Source organism: Lactiplantibacillus sp. 3062 (assembly GCF_055413545.1).
Genome location: NZ_JBVAYE010000011.1, coordinates 60,998 through 80,859, shown reverse-complemented (window position 1 = coordinate 80,859; position 19,862 = coordinate 60,998). Strand labels below are relative to the sequence as shown.

General features: G+C 45.0%; 16 protein-coding genes and 2 other annotated features. All 16 genes read right to left on the bottom strand.

What is annotated here, in order from left to right:
- Positions 1–1,051: 1,051 nt before the first annotated feature.
- Entirely contained in the window at positions 1,052–1,891 is an 840-nt protein-coding gene (locus ACWQAU_RS13115) for an amino acid ABC transporter substrate-binding protein (RefSeq protein ID WP_003641494.1), read from the bottom strand.
- Positions 1,892–1,903: 12 nt separating this feature from the next.
- A complete protein-coding gene (locus tag ACWQAU_RS13110) occupies positions 1,904–2,545 on the bottom strand; it encodes an amino acid ABC transporter ATP-binding protein (protein WP_003641493.1) in 642 nt (213 codons plus the stop codon).
- A gap of 12 nt (positions 2,546–2,557) precedes the next feature.
- Entirely contained in the window at positions 2,558–3,199 is a 642-nt protein-coding gene (locus ACWQAU_RS13105; RefSeq protein WP_003641492.1) for an amino acid ABC transporter permease, read from the bottom strand.
- A gap of 201 nt (positions 3,200–3,400) precedes the next feature.
- Positions 3,401–3,631, bottom strand: a binding site (T-box leader).
- Positions 3,632–3,678: 47 nt separating this feature from the next.
- Complete coding sequence (gene minD / locus ACWQAU_RS13100; RefSeq protein ID WP_003641491.1) at positions 3,679–4,485, bottom strand: septum site-determining protein MinD; 807 nt, start codon at positions 4,483–4,485, stop codon at positions 3,679–3,681.
- The gene (locus ACWQAU_RS13095; protein ID WP_003645400.1) at positions 4,485–5,153 is read right to left on the bottom strand and encodes a septum site-determining protein MinC; all 669 of its coding nucleotides are present in this window, start codon (positions 5,151–5,153) and stop codon (positions 4,485–4,487) included. Before ACWQAU_RS13095 ends, minD begins: the two co-directional genes overlap by 1 nt.
- 21 nt (positions 5,154–5,174) lie before the next feature.
- Positions 5,175–5,693: a rod shape-determining protein MreD gene (gene mreD / locus ACWQAU_RS13090; protein ID WP_003641489.1), complete on the bottom strand. Its 519-nt coding sequence runs from the start codon at positions 5,691–5,693 to the stop codon at positions 5,175–5,177.
- Positions 5,694–5,705: 12 nt separating this feature from the next.
- On the bottom strand, positions 5,706–6,551 hold the full coding sequence (mreC, locus tag ACWQAU_RS13085; RefSeq protein WP_027821954.1) for a rod shape-determining protein MreC: 846 nt from the start codon (positions 6,549–6,551) through the stop codon (positions 5,706–5,708).
- Between the two features lie 70 nt (positions 6,552–6,621).
- Positions 6,622–7,626, bottom strand: a complete 1,005-nt coding sequence (locus tag ACWQAU_RS13080) for a rod shape-determining protein (protein WP_003644642.1) — start codon at positions 7,624–7,626, stop codon at positions 6,622–6,624.
- Between the two features lie 225 nt (positions 7,627–7,851).
- Positions 7,852–8,487, bottom strand: coding sequence for a JAB domain-containing protein (locus tag ACWQAU_RS13075; RefSeq protein WP_027821953.1), 636 nt, complete (start codon positions 8,485–8,487; stop codon positions 7,852–7,854).
- 171 nt (positions 8,488–8,658) lie between these two features.
- Positions 8,659–9,993, bottom strand: coding sequence for a bifunctional folylpolyglutamate synthase/dihydrofolate synthase (locus ACWQAU_RS13070; protein WP_003641485.1), 1,335 nt, complete (start codon positions 9,991–9,993; stop codon positions 8,659–8,661).
- 173 nt (positions 9,994–10,166) lie between these two features.
- On the bottom strand, positions 10,167–12,836 hold the full coding sequence (locus ACWQAU_RS13065; protein WP_011101712.1) for a valine--tRNA ligase: 2,670 nt from the start codon (positions 12,834–12,836) through the stop codon (positions 10,167–10,169).
- Between the two features lie 49 nt (positions 12,837–12,885).
- Positions 12,886–13,122 (bottom strand) — a binding site (T-box leader).
- Positions 13,123–13,159: 37 nt separating this feature from the next.
- Positions 13,160–13,654 carry a thiol peroxidase gene (gene tpx, locus ACWQAU_RS13060; protein WP_003644643.1) on the bottom strand — a complete coding sequence of 165 codons (495 nt, stop codon included), beginning with the start codon at positions 13,652–13,654 and terminating at the stop codon, positions 13,160–13,162.
- 239 nt (positions 13,655–13,893) lie between these two features.
- The gene (locus ACWQAU_RS13055; protein ID WP_027821952.1) at positions 13,894–15,132 is read right to left on the bottom strand and encodes a glutamate--cysteine ligase; all 1,239 of its coding nucleotides are present in this window, start codon (positions 15,130–15,132) and stop codon (positions 13,894–13,896) included.
- Positions 15,133–15,336: 204 nt separating this feature from the next.
- Positions 15,337–16,554 carry a tRNA uracil 4-sulfurtransferase ThiI gene (gene thiI, locus ACWQAU_RS13050; protein WP_003641480.1) on the bottom strand — a complete coding sequence of 406 codons (1,218 nt, stop codon included), beginning with the start codon at positions 16,552–16,554 and terminating at the stop codon, positions 15,337–15,339.
- A 17-nt stretch (positions 16,555–16,571) separates the two neighbouring features.
- Entirely contained in the window at positions 16,572–17,726 is a 1,155-nt protein-coding gene (locus ACWQAU_RS13045; protein WP_003644645.1) for a cysteine desulfurase family protein, read from the bottom strand.
- Between the two features lie 311 nt (positions 17,727–18,037).
- Positions 18,038–19,759 (bottom strand): septation ring formation regulator EzrA, encoded by a 1,722-nt coding sequence (gene ezrA, locus ACWQAU_RS13040; RefSeq protein ID WP_003641477.1) that lies wholly within the window; start codon positions 19,757–19,759, stop codon positions 18,038–18,040.
- Positions 19,760–19,862: the final 103 nt, after the last annotated feature.

Below are 19,862 nucleotides of genomic sequence, written 5' to 3'. Positions count from 1 at the left end.
TTTTTTATGGCCGTGTTTTTCATCAATTGTTGTTGAAAGGTGCCGGCAATTGACCCCGGATACTCGTTCGTCAGCATGTACGTGTCCTATTCCGACCTCCGGGGCTGGGTGACAATTGCTGGAACGCGGCCGACGTCGATTTGAGCTAATGCCCAACCCTCATCATCTCAAATACGAGTCTTATTCTAAGCCGAAAGCAACCCACTTTCAGCTAAGAATAATTTGGCTACTGAGCATTGTCACCCAACCCCTCCAGTCTAAAGTGTGCGAGGGATCACGGGTTGAATTTAAGCATTGCCTAGTCAACGGATTAATGCGGTTTGGGCATTAGTCCGTTGGCGTAGCAAGCACAGGATTCAGCGTCACCGCGCGCGTTTCGTTAAGCCGCTCGAATGGCTGATTAACGGCCACTTAACTTGGTGTAATTGGTCTTTTAATACCGGAGCTTCAAATAAAGCGTCAGGTGTAAATCTCTATGTTTATCGAGAAGTTCAATTATTGCTACATTGGTTCAGAAATAGTGAACCATAACAATATCATTTTCTGTCTGACCGTTGCTTGACAAAGTTATCGTTTATAAAAAGTAATGACAAGTCCATCACAAGTTAGGTACATCTTCGTTCGCCATTCGTATACTGTCCCGACTGGAAGGCATTTCGGCCAATGCTCAGCGGTGAAATTCCACTTAGCAAGCGTTCTTTGCTTGGTTAGTGGAAGACCAGTATTTAAGACGTGGTCTTCGGCTTAAATCTGTGTCCACCGCGTTCCAGCAATTGGCCGAAATGCCTGGAAGTCGGCTTAGGACGACGCTAGCCAAGCAAGTTTATGCAAAACTCGAACTTTTTCCAGCGGGCCTTAGCTGGTTGTTTTTGGCCTTATAGCGGCACCTTTCAACAATTTTTCGTGTATAAGTTTAAGCCTTCAATCCCAGTTTGTCTGCGTGCCAATATAAATAGGCTTTCCAAGACATCGTCCGTCTTGGAAAGCCTATTTATGATTAGTTGCTCACCGATAACTGGGGTCACTGAATGACAAGTCCTGCCACGTCACGTTAGTTTTCAACTTTTTGATTACCAAACCATTTCTTGTTGATCTTATCTAACGTTCCGTTAGCCTTCAACGTCTTTAGGCCGGCATTAATTTTGCGTTTCATCGTTTTGTCACCCTTACGCATCCCAACTGCGAAGTCTTCCGACTTAAAGGTGCCTTGCGTTTCTTGGTAATCCGCAGAGTTCGCTTCGTGCTTAATATAATAGCTCGCGTAGACGCTATCAATCAAGAGCCCTTTAATTCGTCCAGCATTCAAGTCGAGGAAGGCATTCGTGAAGGTATCGTATTGAACTGGCGTTTTCTTAGCAATCTTATCCTTCAGCAGTTTCGGATTGTTTTCCAATGACTCATAGCCCGAAGAACCTGACTGAACACCCAACGTCTTACCAGTCATATCGTCAAATGAGTTAATATGATTTTTCTTTAAAGAAACGAGGACTTGCTTGTTCTTCAAATAAGTATTACTGAAAGCCACCACTTTTTCACGTTGGGGATTTTTCGTGTAGCCGTTCCAAATCAAATCAATTGTGCCATTGCGCAATTCGGTCGCATTCATGGACCAGTCAATCGTTTGAAAGCTGATCTTAATACCGTACAACTTAAAGACGGCCCGGGCGAGGTCGATATCATAACCAACTAGTTTCCCGGACTTTTCGCGAAAGCCCATCGGGACAAAACTGTCGTCCAAACCAACGACAACGTAACCGCGTTTCTTGATTTTAGACCAAGTATCTTGGGTATCAGCGCGTTTAGTCACATTTTGACCACAGCCACTTAACGTCGTTGCCATACCCAGGAGCATCACAACGATCAAACTGAGTGCAAATAATCTTTTCTTCATTCTGACGCCCCCCTATTGCTTCTTGGTTGGTTCAACGTGGAACATTTCATCCGCGATATTTTCAGCAAAGGTTAAATCATGGGTCACCACAATTTGAGTCATACCATCAGCCTTTAAGCCTAAAATCAACTTTTCAACTTCCTGTCGTAAGTTCGGGTCAAGTGCTGAAGTTGGTTCATCATAGCATAAGACATTCGGTTTCATGGCTAATGCCCGGGCAATCGCCACTCGTTGCTTTTGACCACCTGATAATTCGAAAGGATACTGGTCAGCGTGATCACCGAGATTCAAACGATCTAATAATGTCTGCGCCTGCTGTTCTGCTTCTGCGCTAGACTGCTTTAAGACCGTGGTCGGTGCTAAAGTAATATTCTGCATGACTGTTAAATTGGGAAACAATTCAAAATTTTGGAATACAACACCAATCACACTATCGTTACTCCGATTAGTATAGGGGTCAAATGGTTGGCCGTCGACTAAGAACTCACCGGCATTCACCTTTTCAAGCCCCGTAATACAGCGTAATAACGTTGTCTTACCAGCACCTGAAGGGCCCACAATACTTAGAATCTCGCCATCCTTAACGGTTAAATTCAAATTCTTAATAATTGTCCGTGAACCAAAGCTTTTTGTAATATTTTTTAGTTCTAACATATGATGGCCTCCCTATTTCCAGTAACTGTAGTGTTTTTCGATTCGTCCAAGCACAAAAGTCGTTACGGCTGTCAGTGCTAAGTAAATGATTCCGACTAATACTAAGGGTACCAAAGTAACATCGCGCGCTGTCGCAACGTTACCGGCACGTAACAAGTCGCCGAGACCAATGACATAAACTAACGATGAATCCTTGACCAAGTTGATGACTTCATTGCCAACTGACGGTAAAACAATTTTGATCACTTGGGGAATAACGATTTTACGAATCGTCTGCCAGTAGCTCAGCCGCAAGACCCGTGCACTTTCATATTGACCATTGTCAATCGACTGTAACCCACCACGGAAGATTTCCGCGAAGTAGGCCGCGTAGTTCAGAATAAATGCGAATAACGCGGCGTAGTACCGTGGAAAAACAATCCCAATCAACGGTAAGCCGTAAAAGACAAAGATTAATTGCAGTAACAACGGGGTACCACGCATTAACCAAACGTAGAAATGCAATAACCATTGCAGCGGCTTGAAGTTAGACATTAATCCCAGACCAACAACTAACCCCAATGGTAGCGACCCAATCAGGGTCCAAATGAAAATTTTCAGTGTCATAACGGCACCGGATAATAATGATGGCAAAATTTCTAAAATATACTGCATGTACTTTCCCTCCCAAATTTATAGGTCACATTGTCCTGCGTCCACTAATCGGTCACGACTCAAGTACACAAAAAAGTCCCCTTGAGTCGAATACTCAAGAGGACGGTTATCCGTGGTGCCACCTCACTTCGTAATAACTTCACAGTTATTACCTCAGGGAGTTTTGTGATAATAAAAAAATCGTCCTTAGGCCAGCATGACTAAGAGGACGATTTAATCGCGGTTCCACCTCATATTCACTAGTTGCTCACACAACTAATCTCAACGAGTTTATCACTAAACTCCGCCGCTAACGAGGCCAACCGAAACAGCTTACTAACTTCAGCTGTCCAACTCACAGATGTGGTTCGTTGTAATCCTTGGTCATCTTCCCATCATCGATAACTCGCTCGGCAAGGTCCTTACAACTACTCTTCTGTTCCCTGTTTTTTAATGTTGAGTTCATACTAATCGAAAATTAATCAACCGTCAAGCCTTTTTTACTTGCCACGATGAAAAATTCCGGCGATTCGTGACCAAACACCCGGTTTAGGTGTATCCAAATTCATTAATGGCACCGTTTCACCTTCGATTCGGCGGGCAATGTTGCGGTAGCCTTGTGAGGCTGGATTCTTAGGATCAAGAACGATCGGTTCACCGTTATTTGAAGTCCGAATGACGGCATCGTCATCGAAAACGATTCCTAGCAAGTCGATCGATAAGTGATGCGTAATTTCATCAATATCCATCGTCTCACCATCTTGCATCATGCGCGTCCGGATTCGATTAATCACTAACTTAGGTGCTTCGGCTAACGGATATTGTTCCAATAAGCCAACGACCCGATCCGCATCACGAATTGCTGAAATCTCGGGTGTCGAGACGATAATAGCCGCATCCGCACCAGCAATCGCATTCATGAAACCTTGTTCAATTCCGGCGGGACAGTCGAGCAAAACGTAATCAAAATCTGGTTTCAACTCGTCTACGATTGCCCGAACTTGGTCAGGATTCAATGCATCCTTGTCCGCATTTTGTGCAGCTGGCAATAAAAACAATAAGTCATCAAACCGCTTGTCTTTGACCAACGCCTGCCGTATTTGAGCACGACCGGCAACTACATCCACAATATCATAAAGGATCCGGTTATCGAGACCCAAAATAACGTCTAAATTCCGCAATCCAATATCTAAATCAACTAAGCAAACTTTCTTGCCCATCAAAGCAAGGGCCGTCCCTAAATTGGCCGTAGTGGTCGTTTTGCCGACCCCACCCTTACCAGAGGTGATGACAATTGCTTTTCCCATCAAACACGTCCTCCATTTCGAGTAAATAGCTTCGGTCGTACCCGTTTTAATTGCTGGAGCGGCTGGTAGTCCAACGCTTGAATGTCATTAATATAGACGACGTTCGTCCCATCAACAACTTTTTCAAGGTCCACTAATTCTAACAATTCACCGACTCGAACCCGCGGGACGGTCGCTAAGGGGCTAACGATCACCGCATCATTGTGATCGGGATAACCGGCCTCAAGCGCACCGTTTACCTCACCCATCACAAAGATACTACCCGTCGCCCGGAGCACCCCACCTTCATGGATCTTACCGAAGAACAACACGTCCCCCGTAATCTCAACGACCTGACCGTTGCGAATAATCTGATTAACCAGATGCACCGTATCACGTTCAATCATCGCTAAAGCATCCGCCGTCAAAATAACATCTGCCGTTAGCTTATGAATACTGAATAACGGATATCGTTGAATCAACTGTGTCACTTTTTGATTTTGTTCCGCAGTCAGTAGTCGACTAGCCGTATCCAGGTCAAACGAGATTTGTTTATCAGTCGTATTATCAGCCTGCAACCGATCCAACAAGACCTTCAAGTCGACCATAATATCATCGAAACTTGCTTCTTGCCGTAAAATCAGTTCATAGCCGTCATTACTGGCCTTTAAAACTACACTCTGTTGCATGTTAGAATTCCTTTCTGCCGACTAATTAACACTCAGATATAACCGACGCATTGGATAATATAATATGACAAAGATGGCTAGGTTGACCGCAATCGTCGGTCCTAGCGTGTACACCGCAAAGTCTGCTAACCCACTAGAGATCACATGGCTCATCGTGTACCAAATATACGTAAATGCTTCCAAAATGGTCAAATTAATAATATAGATCATCAGTAACGTTAAAAAGTTCAGGTCGATCCATGGCTTGATTTGTCGACATATATAGACTACCAACGGTAAGCCAATCATGTAAACGCCTAAAATCCCAGTATAGTACCAGTCAAACACCAAGCCCACGAATGCAGACCAAATTCCAACCGACAGATTATCACGGTCATCTAAAAAGACAGCGAAGACAATCCACAGTAAAACTAGGTGTAAGACACTGGCGTACGGGTAACTAAATAGTTTACCGGCAAAAACATTTGACACCGAGCCGTCTAAAAAGAGTGCAACAAATAACCCAATTGGAAAGATGATTTTTAATCTTGAGTAACGCACCGTTACACCTCCCTATTGTTCAGCGACCGTCACAACTGTTAAGTCACTAAGGTCCGCTGCGGGTGTGATTTCCACTTCGGATGCTAGCCCGTAATCATCCTGCTTGACACTAGCAACCGTGCCGACATAAAGTCCCTTCGGCGTATTGCCGCCTAAACCACTCGTCACGACTTTATCGCCTTTTTTGATTTTAACGTTAGACGTCACGGAACCCATCTCTAAAAGATTATTGCTCTTATCATAACCTGAAATAATCCCGTTAACAGTCTTACCAGCACTATTCGTAATCTGAATAGCAAACTTATTCGAAGACGAACTCGTATTAGAAATTAATTCAACCTTAGAATTCGTTTGGTTAACTTCCACGACCCGGCCAATTAAACCCTTTTGTGACATGACAGGCATATTCTTCTTTACACCGGATGTCGCACCCTTAGAGATCACGAGTTGGTTCATCCAAGATGATGGTGTCCGCGTCAAAACATTGGCGGTCACCGTCGTATAATCAGATAACGAATTATTTAGTTTCAACTGATTGCGTAACTGCTTGTTTTCCGCACGCGTCGTCTGGGCACTAACCTTGGCCTGCGCCAGTTGATCAACTTGCTTCTTCAATTTTTGATTTTCTTGATAGGTGTTCAACAAGTCAGAAACTGAGTTGGTCGCACTTTGTAAGCCATTGACTGGCCAAGCAATCACCCGGTCAACCGCACCAGCCACATCGTTTCCGAATTGTTGGATCAATGGTGGTGTCGATTTCTTATCACGAATGGCTACTGAGACACTCATCAAGCCGAAACTAATAATGAACACGACAATCGCAATCACTAGTTTTCGGTTAGAAAAAAACTTTTGCATAATGAACCCCCGGTCGAAAATTCAATGATTTAACAATAAATAAGCGGGAAGACGTCTTCCCGCTCACCTGTTATCGCTTTTTCATAACGTCGATGCTCTTGAGTGATTCACCGGTCCCAACTGCAACACAGTCAAGCGGTTCGTTAGCGATGAAAACCGGTACTTTGGTTTCGTCCGCAATCACTTCGGAAAGATTCTTCAATAAGGCACCACCACCGGTCAAAACAATCCCGTGGTCAATTACGTCAGAGGCAATTTCTGGGGAAGTTTCTTCAAGGGTTTCTTTAATGGCTGAAATAATTTCAGAGACCACTTCTTGGATGGCTTCTGAAACATCTACAGATGAGATTTCAACCGTCTTTGGTAAGCCCGACAAAAGATCTCGTCCACGAATCGTTGACCCTTCCAAGTCTTCAGCGGCTTCCAAAGAAGCTGAGCCACAGTCGATTTTAAGTTGTTCGGCTGTGCGTTCACCAATTAAAAGATTAAACTTCTGGCGAACATGGTAAATGATTGAGTCATCGATCTTATCGCCAGCCATTCGAATTGAACGACTTGATACGATTCCACCTAAGGAAATTGTCGCAACATCGGTAGTCCCACCACCAATATCAACGACCATGCTCCCAGTTGGATCCATGACTGGAAGCCCTGCACCAATAGCGGCTGCAAATGGTTCTTCAATGACATATGCATCCCGCGCACCTGCAACCCGTGTTGCATCAATAACGGCCCGCTTTTCAACTTCGGTAACCCCACTTGGTACACAAACCATGACGTATGGCTTACCATTTGAGCGGCCGAGTGTCTTTTGAATAAAGTACTTCATCATCGCAACGGTCGTATCGTAGTCCGCAATAACGCCATCCTTCATTGGCCGAATCGCCACAATGCTTGCTGGGGTTCTCCCAATCATATCCCGTGCTTCTGAACCAACTGATACAATTTCACCAGTTTTCGTGTTCTTCGCAACTACGGATGGTTCACGTAATACGATGCCCTTGCCGTCAACGTACACAATTGTGTTGGCCGTACCGAGATCGATCCCGATATTCTTTGTCCCAAATCCGAACACTACATTCATCCCTTCATCATTAACAAATTTAATTTTTTATTTAGTCATAATAGTAAGTATTATAGCATAGTCGCACTGCATTAAAAAAGCATTGCCTGAGTCCTAGCATACCGTAAATTAATGAAAAATACAGTCCCACTATTTAACTTAGATAAAATTTAACAAAAAAACGCGATCAGGCCGATTAAATTATCGGTCCTAACCCCGTTATTTTACCACATTCTGTTACGAATCCGTATTACAATTTAACACGCCCTGCTCGGCAAAACTAAAGTAATCGTTTACACCGATAATAAAGCTATCCAAGAGCGGTAACCCCATCAGTTCACAAGCCAGTTGTAACCGCTTGGTAAATTCAACGTCTTTTTTTGACGGCGTCACATCACCACTCGGATGATTATGTGCAATAACGACCCGGGCAGTCGGTGTCGTTAGGGCAACTTTAATAATTTCCCGCGGTTGAGCCGGACAACTATTGAGCGTGCCCTGAAAGACGACCTGGCGTTTGATCACTTGATTTTTCGTATCTAAGCATAACAATTGCAACTGTTCCTGCTCTAAGTTGGCAAAGTCCCGTGCTAAAACGGCTCCCAGTTGTTCACTACCATATACCTGCCCCAAAATTAATCGACTTGGCCGGGGTAATAGTTGCCCACATTTGAGCGCCACGATTAAACCTTGCCAGCGCGGATTTTCAGACGACTCATGTAACCACTCTATAGCGTCCTCTATCGGGTACTCACGCTCAAAGGCCTGCATCGCGCTAGTCACCGCGTCGTTGGGTAAAAACGTCCCAAAGTAGGCTTGCATTAATTCACGAACTTGTGCTGTCGGTATTTGTTCTTCGCTGATCATCGTCATTGAAACCACCCTTTCTACCTAGTAGTTTCGTAAAGTGACCGGCTAACCATTAATTCACCGACATTTTAACGCAATTTTTTCAGTTAACTCACAATCATCTTTGATAATATCAGTACCAGGGACGCAGTATTATTTCTTGCGCAATTGTCTTCTAAGCATCCGTGTCAGCCCCTAATCAGTTTCTGAGTCGCTGCCATCCTTGAAATAAGCCCGTACGTCACTAATAAAGTACAGCGACCCCGTTAGTAATAACGCATCATCACTCGACATTTCTTGGAGTGTCTGCATCAAGGCAGCTTGCCAATTATCAAATACTTCAGCGGTCCGGCCATTTGGCATTTCATGTGCCAACATCGTCGGGTCGGTCGCTGGACGTTTTGCGTTCGGGCCTTCGAATTGTGTCAACCGTAATTGAACATTAGGTAATGCGCCCAAGGTCTGAATCATTTGTTGATGCTGCTTATCCGCTAAGACCGCAAAGATGACATAAACGGTTTGCTGTCCAAATCGCTCACTCAAAGTAGCTGCTAATTCAGTTACTGCCGGCTCATTGTGCGCACCGTCAATCATGATCAGTGGGTCCTGATTCAAGCGTTCGAAACGGCCAGGCCATTGTGTTGCTGCCACAGCCGCTTTGACGTCGCTAGTGACCACGGGTAGCTGAGTCGCTTGGTGGTAAGTTAGGTACGCCGCTATTGCAACGGCCGCATTATCAACTTGATAGTCTCCCAGTAGCGGAGTTGTCAAGTCTTTAAAATGCGCCTCTAACCCGTCAAAGTTAAACCGTTCTTGCCAGCCTTGGGGCGGTAATAATTTGGTTGTAAAATCAACTCCCAACGTCCGCAACGGCGCCCGTTTGCTCATGGCGGTATCAATCATCACTTGCTGTGCTTCAGCCGGTAATTTACCAACAATTACCGGCACCTGCGTCTTAATGATACCTGCTTTTTGAGTCGCAATCGCCGTCAATGTATTACCTAGAATTTGCATATGATCATAACCGATCGTAGTAATCACACTAACGGCTGGTGTCCAAACATTGGTAGAATCGTATAACCCACCCAACCCAACTTCAATAATGGCAATATCGATTGGCTGAGCAGCAAAGTAAAGAAACATCATTGCGGTAATGATCTCAAATTCTGTGGGGCCCCCACTTGCCAATGTCGCGTCAAGCTTGGCAACGATCGGTTGAATCTGTTGCACCAGACCAACAAGTTCTTCATCGCTGATGGGGGTGCCGTCAACACTGATCCGTTCATTGAAGCGAACAATGAACGGCGACGTGAAAGTTCCCACCGTTAGCCCATCTGCCATAAATAATTCGCGTAAATTCGCAACCGTCGACCCCTTGCCATTGGTCCCCGCCACGTGAATGCCGGCCACCTTTAACTGTGGATCACCCAATTCATGTAAGAATTGGCGCATACGACTGAGTGTCGGGGCTTTTTTGAACTGAGTCCGGCCGTGAATAAAGGCTAATGCTGCTGAATAAGTGTCAATCATGTTGGTCTTCCTTCCTGTAAACCGCGCGAATCATCATTTGGCCGTTTGCTCACCATACTTCTAGCTAATGAGCCCTTATATTTTACGTTTTAATAATAAAATGGTAACCATCCCAAAACGGGACGATTACCATTTTACCAGTAACACACATTTCAGTTAACCATTATCGCAAATTAAGCTTCAGCCTTAATATCAACTAAACGTTGCTTTAAGGCAGCTAGTTTTGTCTGATTGTCCGCTAACTTCTCTTTTTCACTATTAACGACGTCTTCAGGGGCATTGGCAACAAAGCGTTCGTTACCTAACTTCTTCGTCGCCCGTGCGACTTCGCTTTCAAACTTGGCTTGTTCTTTTTCAAGTTTTTTGACTTCTTCATCGAGGTCAACAAGTTCAGCTAACGGAATGTAAACTTCCGCATCACTAATCACTTGTGTCATGGCTAACTTCGGTGCAACCACGTCGGCGCCAATTGACAGTGTCTTCGGATGTGCAAACCGTTGAATATAATCTTCATTAGCTTTGAAAACAGCTTGTAACCGAGTGTTGTCCGTCTTAATTAATAGATCCACGGCTGATGACATCTTCGCATTAGCTTCTGCTCGAATGCTCCGAACGGCCGTAATCAATTCAATAAGTGAGGCCATATCACTTTCCGCCGTTTCGTCATCAAATTCAGGATGGTCAACAGGATAAGCAGCGACTACTAAGGATTCACCAACGTGTGGCATTGATAACCAAATCTTTTCGGTCACAAATGGCATGATTGGGTGCAATAACCGTAAGATTTGATCCAAGACATAGGCTAACACGTTTTGGGTATTGGCCTTGGCTTGAGCGTCATCACCGGTCAAGACTTCCTTACTCATTTCGATATACCAGTCACAGAAGTCATTCCAGATAAAGTTGTACAAGGCTCGACCAGCTTCACCAAAGTCAAACTTATCAAAGGTAGTCGTCACTTGTTTGACCGTCGCGTTCAAACGACTCAAGATCCACTTATCTGCTAACGTCCAGTCACTTGCAGCTGGTAATTCCGGTTTGTCCATGGTGCCCAGGTTCATGATAACGTAACGGCTGGCGTTCCAAATCTTGTTAATAAAGTTCCATGCAGCATCCATCTTTGTATAGCTGAACCGCACATCTTGGCCGGCCGTCGACCCGTTAGATAAGAACCACCGTAATGCATCGGCCCCGTACTTTTCAATCACATCCATTGGATCAATCCCGTTACCGAGTGATTTGCTCATTTTAACACCATGTTCATCACGAATCAGGCCATGTAAAAGAACATTCTTGAATGGTCGCCTTCCTGTAAATTCAAGACTTTGGAAAATCATCCTTGAAACCCAGAATGGCAAAATATCATAGCCAGTCACTAAGGTATTCGTTGGGAAATAGCGCTTAAAGTCTTCCGCATCAGTGTTTGGCCAGCCCATTGTTGAAAATGGCCAAAGTGCACTTGAGAACCAAGTATCCAACACGTCTGGATCCTGTTCCCAGTTTTCTGGATCTTTTGGTCCATCAACACCGACATACGTTTCACCGGTCGTCTTGTTATACCAAGCTGGAATCCGATGTCCCCACCAGAGCTGGCGTGAAATAACCCAATCATGGATGTTTTCCATCCACTGCTTAAAGGCATCTTCAAACCGCTTAGGAATAAAGTCAACGGCATCGTCACCCTCTTGATTCTTCAAAGCTTGTTCGGCAAGTGGCTTCATCTTTACAAACCACTGGGTTGAGAGCCGCGCTTCAACTTGGACATCAGTCCGTTCAGAATGCCCAACGCTATGCACAATTGGGTCGATTTTAATCATCAAATCTTGATCTTCAAGATCCTTGACCATCGCTTTACGTGCTTCAAAACGGTCCATACCTTCGTATTTACCCGCATTGGCGTTCATTGAAGCATCATCATTCATGGTGTTAATCCGTTTCAAATCATGCCGGTTGCCGACTTTAAAGTCATTCGGGTCATGAGCAGGCGTGATTTTCACCATTCCAGTTCCAAACTCAGGGTCAACGTACGCATCGGCGATAATTGGAATTTCACGTTCTGCTAATGGCAAGATGACTTTTTTGCCAACCAATTCCTTGTAACGGTCATCACTCGGATTAACCGCAACGGCGGTATCGCCCATCATGGTTTCAGGACGAGTCGTGGCAATTTCAATGTAATGTTTACCATTGAAAGTATAGTCTTTGTCAGCAAATGGGTACTTGACGTGGTAGAACGCACCCTTATCATCCTTATGAATCACTTCGATATCAGACAAAGCCGTCCGTGCTTGAGGATCCCAGTTGATGATGTATTCACCACGATAAATCAAGCCCTTGTTGTAAAGATCAACGAAGACTTTCTTAACCGCATCTGACAGGCCATCATCCATGGTGAACCGTTCACGAGAATAGTCCAATGACAATCCCATCTTAGCCCACTGTTGTTTGATAATCGACGCGTATTCGTCTTTCCAATCCCAAACTTGTTGAATAAACTTCTCACGACCAAGATCGTAACGGCTGATCCCTTGTTCGCGCAGTTTGGCCTCAACCTTTGCCTGCGTGGCAATGCCGGCATGATCCATTCCTGGTAACCATAAAGTATCAAAACCTTGCATTCGTTTCTGACGAATAATAATATCTTGTAACGTGGTATCCCAAGCGTGGCCTAAATGCAGCTTACCCGTAACATTTGGCGGTGGAATCACGATTGAATAGGGTTTAGCTTTCTTGTCGCCCGAAGGCTTAAATAAATCTTGGTCTAACCAAGTCTGATAACGACCCGCTTCCACGGCGGTCGGATCATACTTAGTTGGCATATCAGTAGTTGGTTCTTCTGACATTGGGGCACATCCTTTCTTTTGGCACTAAAAAAGTCCACTCATCCTATTAGACTAGGACGAATGGACTTCGCGGTACCACCTAATTTTAAAGCCATCACAAGTGATCGCTTTACAGCTTAAACATCGTTGTTAACGAACGGTGTATCCCGTCCGGCTATTCCTACTAAAACAGTTCAGAATAGCAGCTCGCAAGCTACCTTCACGCTAAAACCGCCAAGCGTGTTTCACTGTTCACGCTCTCTCTGTTGACGTTGTTTATCGCTACTCTCTTGCTCATTGCTGGTTGTCACTATTGTAATGAATTTCCTGAGTGCCGTCAATCCTTATTCGAATTGTTTTAAGGCATCCAGTGCCGCAACGTAATTTGGCTCGTGACTAACATCTGGCACGATTTCATGATAAACGATTTTGCCGGCCGCATCAGCGACATAAATCGCCCGGGTCAACGTCCCATTGTTGGGCAAGTATAGATTGGTGGCGTAACCAAAGGATAGTTCTTCATCGGAAGCCACCGTTAAGTTCTTAACGCCTTCCTTAGCGCACCAACCAGCTTGGTCAGCAACCGCGTTATTGGAAATGGCTAAAAATTGAACGTGGGGGTACTTATCAGCCTGTTGATTGAACTTCTTTGTTTGAATAGAACAAACTCGCGTATCAATATCTGGCATCACACTTAACAAGACAGGCTTACCTAGCAAGTCCTTAGTCTTAATCTTTTCATCATGGGTAGTGAACACTTTGAACTTCGGTAACTGGTCACCATCTTGTAACGGTTCACCGACTAAGTCTAACGCTTGATCATGAAATAATACTTGCACGTAAAACACCCCTTCGATAACTAATGGTTTTCTAATATTTGTGGTAGTAATAGTATAGCTCAAATTTAACGCAATTTCAGTTTCCGCGCAAATAATCGTCTCAAAAATTATCATTCTTGACATGCGACGCGTTATTTGACGTTAGTCATGGTTTAAACGTGCTTATTAGTTGGTTTGCTGTTCGTCAGCCGATGCGCATCCTAACGTGCCAACATGTGTGTACGCCGATTTCAGTATATTCAAGCATTAAAATGTGGTGTCGTAGCCAGCTGGAGTGCAAGTTGGGTTGCACGTTCGAGCGAATCGTTTGTTTGTTGTTCCCAGCGGGCAGCGAGTGTGTTGGCCGGGTCGTGCAGACTAGTTAAGATATGTTGGGCGACTTGCAACGCGTGTGGTTGATGTAAACTGGTAGCCATAGTTTGTAGCGCGTCAGCTAGTTGTTCGCCTTCAGTTAGCTGTCGAGTCACTTGCATGGGGGTTTCGATGGCAACTTGTTCGTTGGCGCGCTGACCCGCCTGAATCCAATTATCCGTACTAGCTGGCACTGGTAACCAGAGCATCAGTAAAACGAACCACGTTAAGCAGGTCAGTTGGGACAGATCGATGCCCGCACCGGCCCATGGGTTCAGATCTAAGTTACGTAATTCCAAGTATTGAATCCCATCCTGACATAGTTGTGAATGACCACCAGCATGACGCAACCGAACCTGACCGTAAAATTCCTTGGTCGCACTTAATTTTCCATTATCAACGGCCGCTTGCAGTGTTTGACAATAATCATTTAACGACGCGTACGAGACCGTAACACCCGGCCGATTGGTATACCCGCTAGAACTGTTGCGTAAGCTTCGAACGGGCTGGGCTGGTGGCGTAAGACCAGACTGTGGCCAGCAGCGTGGTGAGCAGCCATAAAGATACGTCAGTAGCCAGCGATAGTGCAAATAATTCTGCGCAATGTGCAGGTAACAGTGATTTTGAAAGGTGGTGAAATCACGACTATCTGTCTGGGCCTGATACAATCCCATCATCAGACTAGCCGCCAAGCTCACATTACAGTGAACACCTGACAACATTTGACGTCGTCGGCCATAGCGGTGAGCAAGTCCTTGTCGATAGGCGACAGCGGCCGCATCCAACTTAGCAATTGGAATATCCCGGTCTTCTCGTGGAAGTGTGGGCGGCATGCTTAGCGGCCAAATCAGTTCAGGCAGAAGCCTTTGCCGGACTTGTTGTGTGAGCATCGTTAAGGCGTGCAACGCAGCAACCGCACTTGCTTGCGGTTGGGTGACTAACTCCAACTGTGTCTCCGCAAAGTCCCGTTGCAGGCCGGACAACTCGCTGATAAGTGTTGGTGATAATGCCGTATCCGCCAAATGACCGGTCACCGTTACCCGCTGGCCTTCCCGTTCCAGCCCAATCTGAACAACCTGTGCATTGATCAACGCCGTATTTTCCATTAATAATTGTTGCCACTCCATCCACTCACCTCGCTGATTCAATCTAAATTTATCGTAGCATAGTCACGACCTTGGTTCGCTGATTATGACCTATTATTTAGCTGACTTACCATTACGAAATGAGCTTCCGCGCGTCCCTGCTTGATCATCCAAAAGATCAAAAAAACGAGTACCCAGTATTACCGGGTACTCGTTTTTAGGGTAATAATATCACCCGTTTTTGACCTACAATAGTTCAGCAAAAACGTCTTCTTGTGTATTCAAATAATTTTCACCCGGCTTGATCTCAGTCATTTTAACACCAGCCAAAGCGCGTGCCATCAGTCCTTCAACATCAATCCGTTCTTCGTAGGACCGTGAACGGTCTAGCTTCGGATGCGTCTTGGGTGCTGGCGGCGCAAAAATCGTACAACAATCTTCAAATGGCATGATCGACAAGTCATAGGTATCAATATCTTCGGCAATCTTAATAATTTCCGTCTTGTCCATGGAAATCACTGGGCGCAAAACCGGCAAGGTGGTCACATCATTGATGGCAATCATGCTATCCATCGTTTGTGAAGCCACTTGCCCTAATGATTCACCATTAAAAATCGCCTTACCATGCCGTTGACGCGTAATGGCGTCCATCAAACGCATCATTAGGCGCCGTTGAACGGTCATAAGATAACCCTCGGGCACTTTTTCTTTGATTTCTTCTTGAATCTCAGTGAATGGAATCTGAATAAACTTCACGCTACCAGAGTAACTTGCTAGCGTTGACGCTAACTGCTTGGCCTTTGCTAACGCCTGTTCACTCGTGTATGGCGGACTGAAGAAATGGACCATTTCCATGTCCACACCACGCTTCATGCCAAGGTAGCCGGCAACTGGTGAATCAATCCCACCAGAAAGCATCAGCATTCCCTTGCCAGCGGTGCCGACCGGTAATCCCCCGGCACCCTGAATCGTTTCTGATGATAAGAAGATACCGTTTAACCGAACTTCAACACGTAACACAATGTCCGGATTCTTCATCTTAACTTGAATCCCGTCAACGTGGTCCAAGATTTGCCCACCGAGCATGTCATTGATTTGATTTGTATCGTATTCAAACTGATGATCGGAGCGCCGTGTGTAAATTTTAAAAGTCATCCCCGGTTTAAACTGGGCTTTGACCATCGCAATCGCCGTTTCATAGACGGCATCCATGTCGGCATCGACGCGAATACTTGGTGAAAAGTTTTGAATTCCAAAAACTAGCTTCAAACGGCCCATGACTTTATCGGCATCCTCACCATTTAACATGATGTGCATCCGGTCACGGTTCGCGTGGACCTTTAGTTCTGGAAAGTCGTGCAACGCTTTGCGTACGTTACGGCCTAAGCTATCGATAAAGTTCCGCCGGTTTTTACCCTTGGTCGATAGTTCACCATAACGTACCATGATTTCAGTGTACTGCATGAACAAGTTCCTTTCCGTTATGCGTCTGCATTAATTTTTGAGAATTTTTGATAAAGTTGATCAAATACTTTAATAAACTGGTCAGCTTCTGCCAGCGTATTATTCTCATCGAGGCTGACCCGCACAGCACTCGTCGCAATGTTTTCTTGCACGTGCATCGCCATTAAAGTACTGGAGGCCAAGTGTTTCTTCGATGAGCAGGCACTCGTTGTTGAGATATAAATGCCCTGATCTTCAAACGCGTGAACAATGGTCTCGCCCCGCACACCGTTGATCGTAAAACACAGTATGTGGGGTGCGAACCCCGTCGTTGGCTGACTGAAAATCGTCACTTTAGGAAACGACTTAATGTGCTCGTAGATTCGCTGTTTGATAGCTCGCTCACGAGCTACCTTACCATCTTCATCCGTGAGCAACAATCGCAGGGCCTTCGCCATGCCGGCAATTGCTGGTAAGTTCTCAGTTCCAGAACGCCAGTTACTTTCCTGACCGCCGCCATTCATTAATGGCGCTAACTTACGACCATTGCGCGCGTAAATAAAACCAACCCCGCGAGTCGCATGAAACTTGTGCCCTGAAAAGGTCACAAAATCCACCCGGTCATTCATGATCATGTTCTGGATTCCTTTACCAATTCCTTGGACTGCATCAATATGAAAATGAATTTTCGGATATTGTTTCAGTAGTTCCGCCACTTCAAGTAAAGGCTGAATCGTACCGATTTCATTATTGACTGCCATCGTTGACACTAAAATCGTGTCAGGCCGAATTGCCGCTTTCAAGTCCGCCACGTTGATGCGGCCTTCCTGATCGACCGGTAAGTAAGTCACTTCATAACCAAGTTCCTTCAATTGTTCCATCGAATTATGAATGGCAGGATGTTCCACCGCCGTGGTAATTAGATGCTTCCCAAAGGCCCGCTTTTCAATCGCTGTACCCTTCAAAACCCAATTATCGCCTTCCGTCCCACCAGACGTGAAGAAAATTTCGTGGGCTTGCACACCTAGTAAGCCGGCAATTTGTTGACGTGATTGTTCCAACAAATGAAAGGCCGTTTCACCAAAGTTATGCAAACTAGACGGATTACCCCAAATTTTTTGGGAAACCGTTGTATACGTCTCCAGTACGGCAGGAGCAGCTTGCGTCGTCGCACTATTGTCAAAATAAATCATTACTACGCCTTCTCTTTCCAAGAAAGTGTGCATTGCACTTACTTTCGATAAGAATTCTTTGCAATTATACCAAATATTACTAGTGAAACAAGGGTTTTTGTTTCAAATTTCTGATTAATCACACGACAATTGCGTCCTAAACACCATTTTTGTTGGCCGTTCCCAGTCACCCTTCTCAGAACCATCACGACTACTTGCATCATGATGCCAACTAAAAACCAGCTGGTGGCGGTTGTCATTTAACAATCACCACCAGCTGGTTATTTTCAGTTAACTAAAATTGTGCATATGGGCGGTCCCAACTATCCTCGTCAGGCCTCATCGTTCATCTTATCAGCTTGTTTGTTCGCATAGTAACTGTCCTCAATCCGTTTATAGGACCCCGGATCAACTTTATCCACAGCTGTTGCAATTACTTCTAAACTCCGCGCGTAGTCATGAGTCTCGGTAAACAACCGTTGTGCTTCCACGCTGGCTTCTTGCACCTCTTCATGATTCGTCTTGTAACGGTTAGCGTATTGTAAGAGCTGTTCCGCCATAACCGCAGCATCCGTTAAATCACTGGTCTTTTCCTTTAAGGTCGCCATGTCCGCCTGAATAACAATCAACTGTTTCGTGATGTCGTCCATATTGATCACGAGCTTATTAATATCATGGTCAAGCCGTTCGATTTCCTTGGCAACTACTTTGAAATAGTCCAAATAGTCTTTCGGTAGTCCAGGCAAGTTCAAATTTTCAACCTGGCGTTTGATCGCGTGGATTTCAAAATCGAACCGTTGCAACGTCTCGTGGGCTTTTGACTCTTCAGCGGTCAAACTCGCCACACCTTTGTTAATTGCCACTTGTTCTTCTTCAATGCCTTTCAACTGCTCATCTTGTTCGGCAAAATGAGCTGCGATCTCACTAAAGACAGCTTGCTTACTAGTAATAGCTGTGACGTCCGCCTGATAAACAGCTTCGATATTCTTCAGTTGTTCGTTCAATTCACGCGTCCGTTCAACTTCGCCATTATTCAACGTATAGCTTTGTGCTAATCGATCCAACTCAATTTGTAAGCGGTGATTCTGATTCATGGCATGTGTCAAGAACTTACTGATTTCTTCTTGTTGTTGATCAACAACGGCCTTAGCATCGATCTCTGCTTGCATCACGTCATATAAGTGGTCGATCCGCTTTTCAATCGCATGATTGCCGTTTTCAGCATCCGTAACTTTCAAATCACCAAGTAACGCAATATTATCGTCGATTGCTTGCTGTAACGCTTTGATTTCTGGTTCAATCGATTCGACCTCAAAGTGAAAATGTTGAGCCGTTAATTGTTGATAACCACTAGCCAGTTCGGCTAACTGATCAGGAAACCCACTCACTAGGTCCTTATAAATCGGTGGAATCCGATCAATATCCATTTCAAGAGTGCCAGTATCGTGATGTAACTGATCCAAAACCTTTTCAGCCGCGTCATGATCGCCAGCCTTGGCTAATTCGGAAAAATGATCAAAATCACTTTCTAAGTTAGCTAACTGATCCTCCAATTTGTCGATGCTCGGACCAAATGAAAAGTTTTGCGATAATAACGTCTTCCGTATGTTTTGGTACTTCTTCTCTAAACTAGCCACTGCTTGGCGGTGCGCGGCATCCGCGTCATCTAAGGCCTGCAAGCCCTGACGAATTTCTGCCTGTCGTTGTTCAATCGTATCTAATGTGGCCGCAACCTTCTTCAGATTCTGCTGAGCATCGAGAAATCTGATGCCCCGCGCCTGCGAAGTAATGGCTGTTAATTGCTCACTAACGGCGGGTAACTGATCATTATCAACTTCTTGACCAGCGCTCTGCAACGCTTCCAACTTCGCTAACGATCCGCCCGTTAGTCCGAGTTGTTCAATTTTTTCGAAATCTGTGGTCTGCGATTGCTTGACTAGCGCCTGTTGCCGTTCCGTCAATTGACGGACTTGCTTGTCGATATAAAATTGAAAGCCTTTGACCGCCGCGTAGATGACAATCGCAACCACAACAATGCCGATTGCTACTTGCATACGAATACCCCTTACATTATTTATTCCGTTTTAATTGCGTTGCGCCTCACCCTGTTGAGAACCGTAACCTTGCTTTTTTCTGAAAATCCAATTAAAATCTATC

Coding starts and splice junctions, on each gene's coding strand:
- ACWQAU_RS13115 (WP_003641494.1), bottom strand. CDS start 1,891: ATGAAGAAAAGATTATTTGCACTCAGTTTGATCGTTGTGATGCTCCTG.
- ACWQAU_RS13110 (WP_003641493.1), bottom strand. CDS start 2,545: ATGTTAGAACTAAAAAATATTACAAAAAGCTTTGGTTCACGGACAATT.
- ACWQAU_RS13105 (WP_003641492.1), bottom strand. CDS start 3,199: ATGCAGTATATTTTAGAAATTTTGCCATCATTATTATCCGGTGCCGTT.
- minD (WP_003641491.1), bottom strand. CDS start 4,485: ATGGGAAAAGCAATTGTCATCACCTCTGGTAAGGGTGGGGTCGGCAAA.
- ACWQAU_RS13095 (WP_003645400.1), bottom strand. CDS start 5,153: ATGCAACAGAGTGTAGTTTTAAAGGCCAGTAATGACGGCTATGAACTG.
- mreC (WP_027821954.1), bottom strand. CDS start 6,551: ATGCAAAAGTTTTTTTCTAACCGAAAACTAGTGATTGCGATTGTCGTG.
- ACWQAU_RS13075 (WP_027821953.1), bottom strand. CDS start 8,487: ATGACGATGATCAGCGAAGAACAAATACCGACAGCACAAGTTCGTGAA.
- ACWQAU_RS13070 (WP_003641485.1), bottom strand. CDS start 9,993: ATGATTGACACTTATTCAGCAGCATTAGCCTTTATTCACGGCCGGACT.
- ACWQAU_RS13065 (WP_011101712.1), bottom strand. CDS start 12,836: ATGTCAGAAGAACCAACTACTGATATGCCAACTAAGTATGATCCGACC.
- ACWQAU_RS13055 (WP_027821952.1), bottom strand. CDS start 15,132: ATGGAGTGGCAACAATTATTAATGGAAAATACGGCGTTGATCAATGCA.
- thiI (WP_003641480.1), bottom strand. CDS start 16,554: ATGCAGTACACTGAAATCATGGTACGTTATGGTGAACTATCGACCAAG.
- ACWQAU_RS13045 (WP_003644645.1), bottom strand. CDS start 17,726: ATGATTTATTTTGACAATAGTGCGACGACGCAAGCTGCTCCTGCCGTA.
- ezrA (WP_003641477.1), bottom strand. CDS start 19,759: ATGCAAGTAGCAATCGGCATTGTTGTGGTTGCGATTGTCATCTACGCG.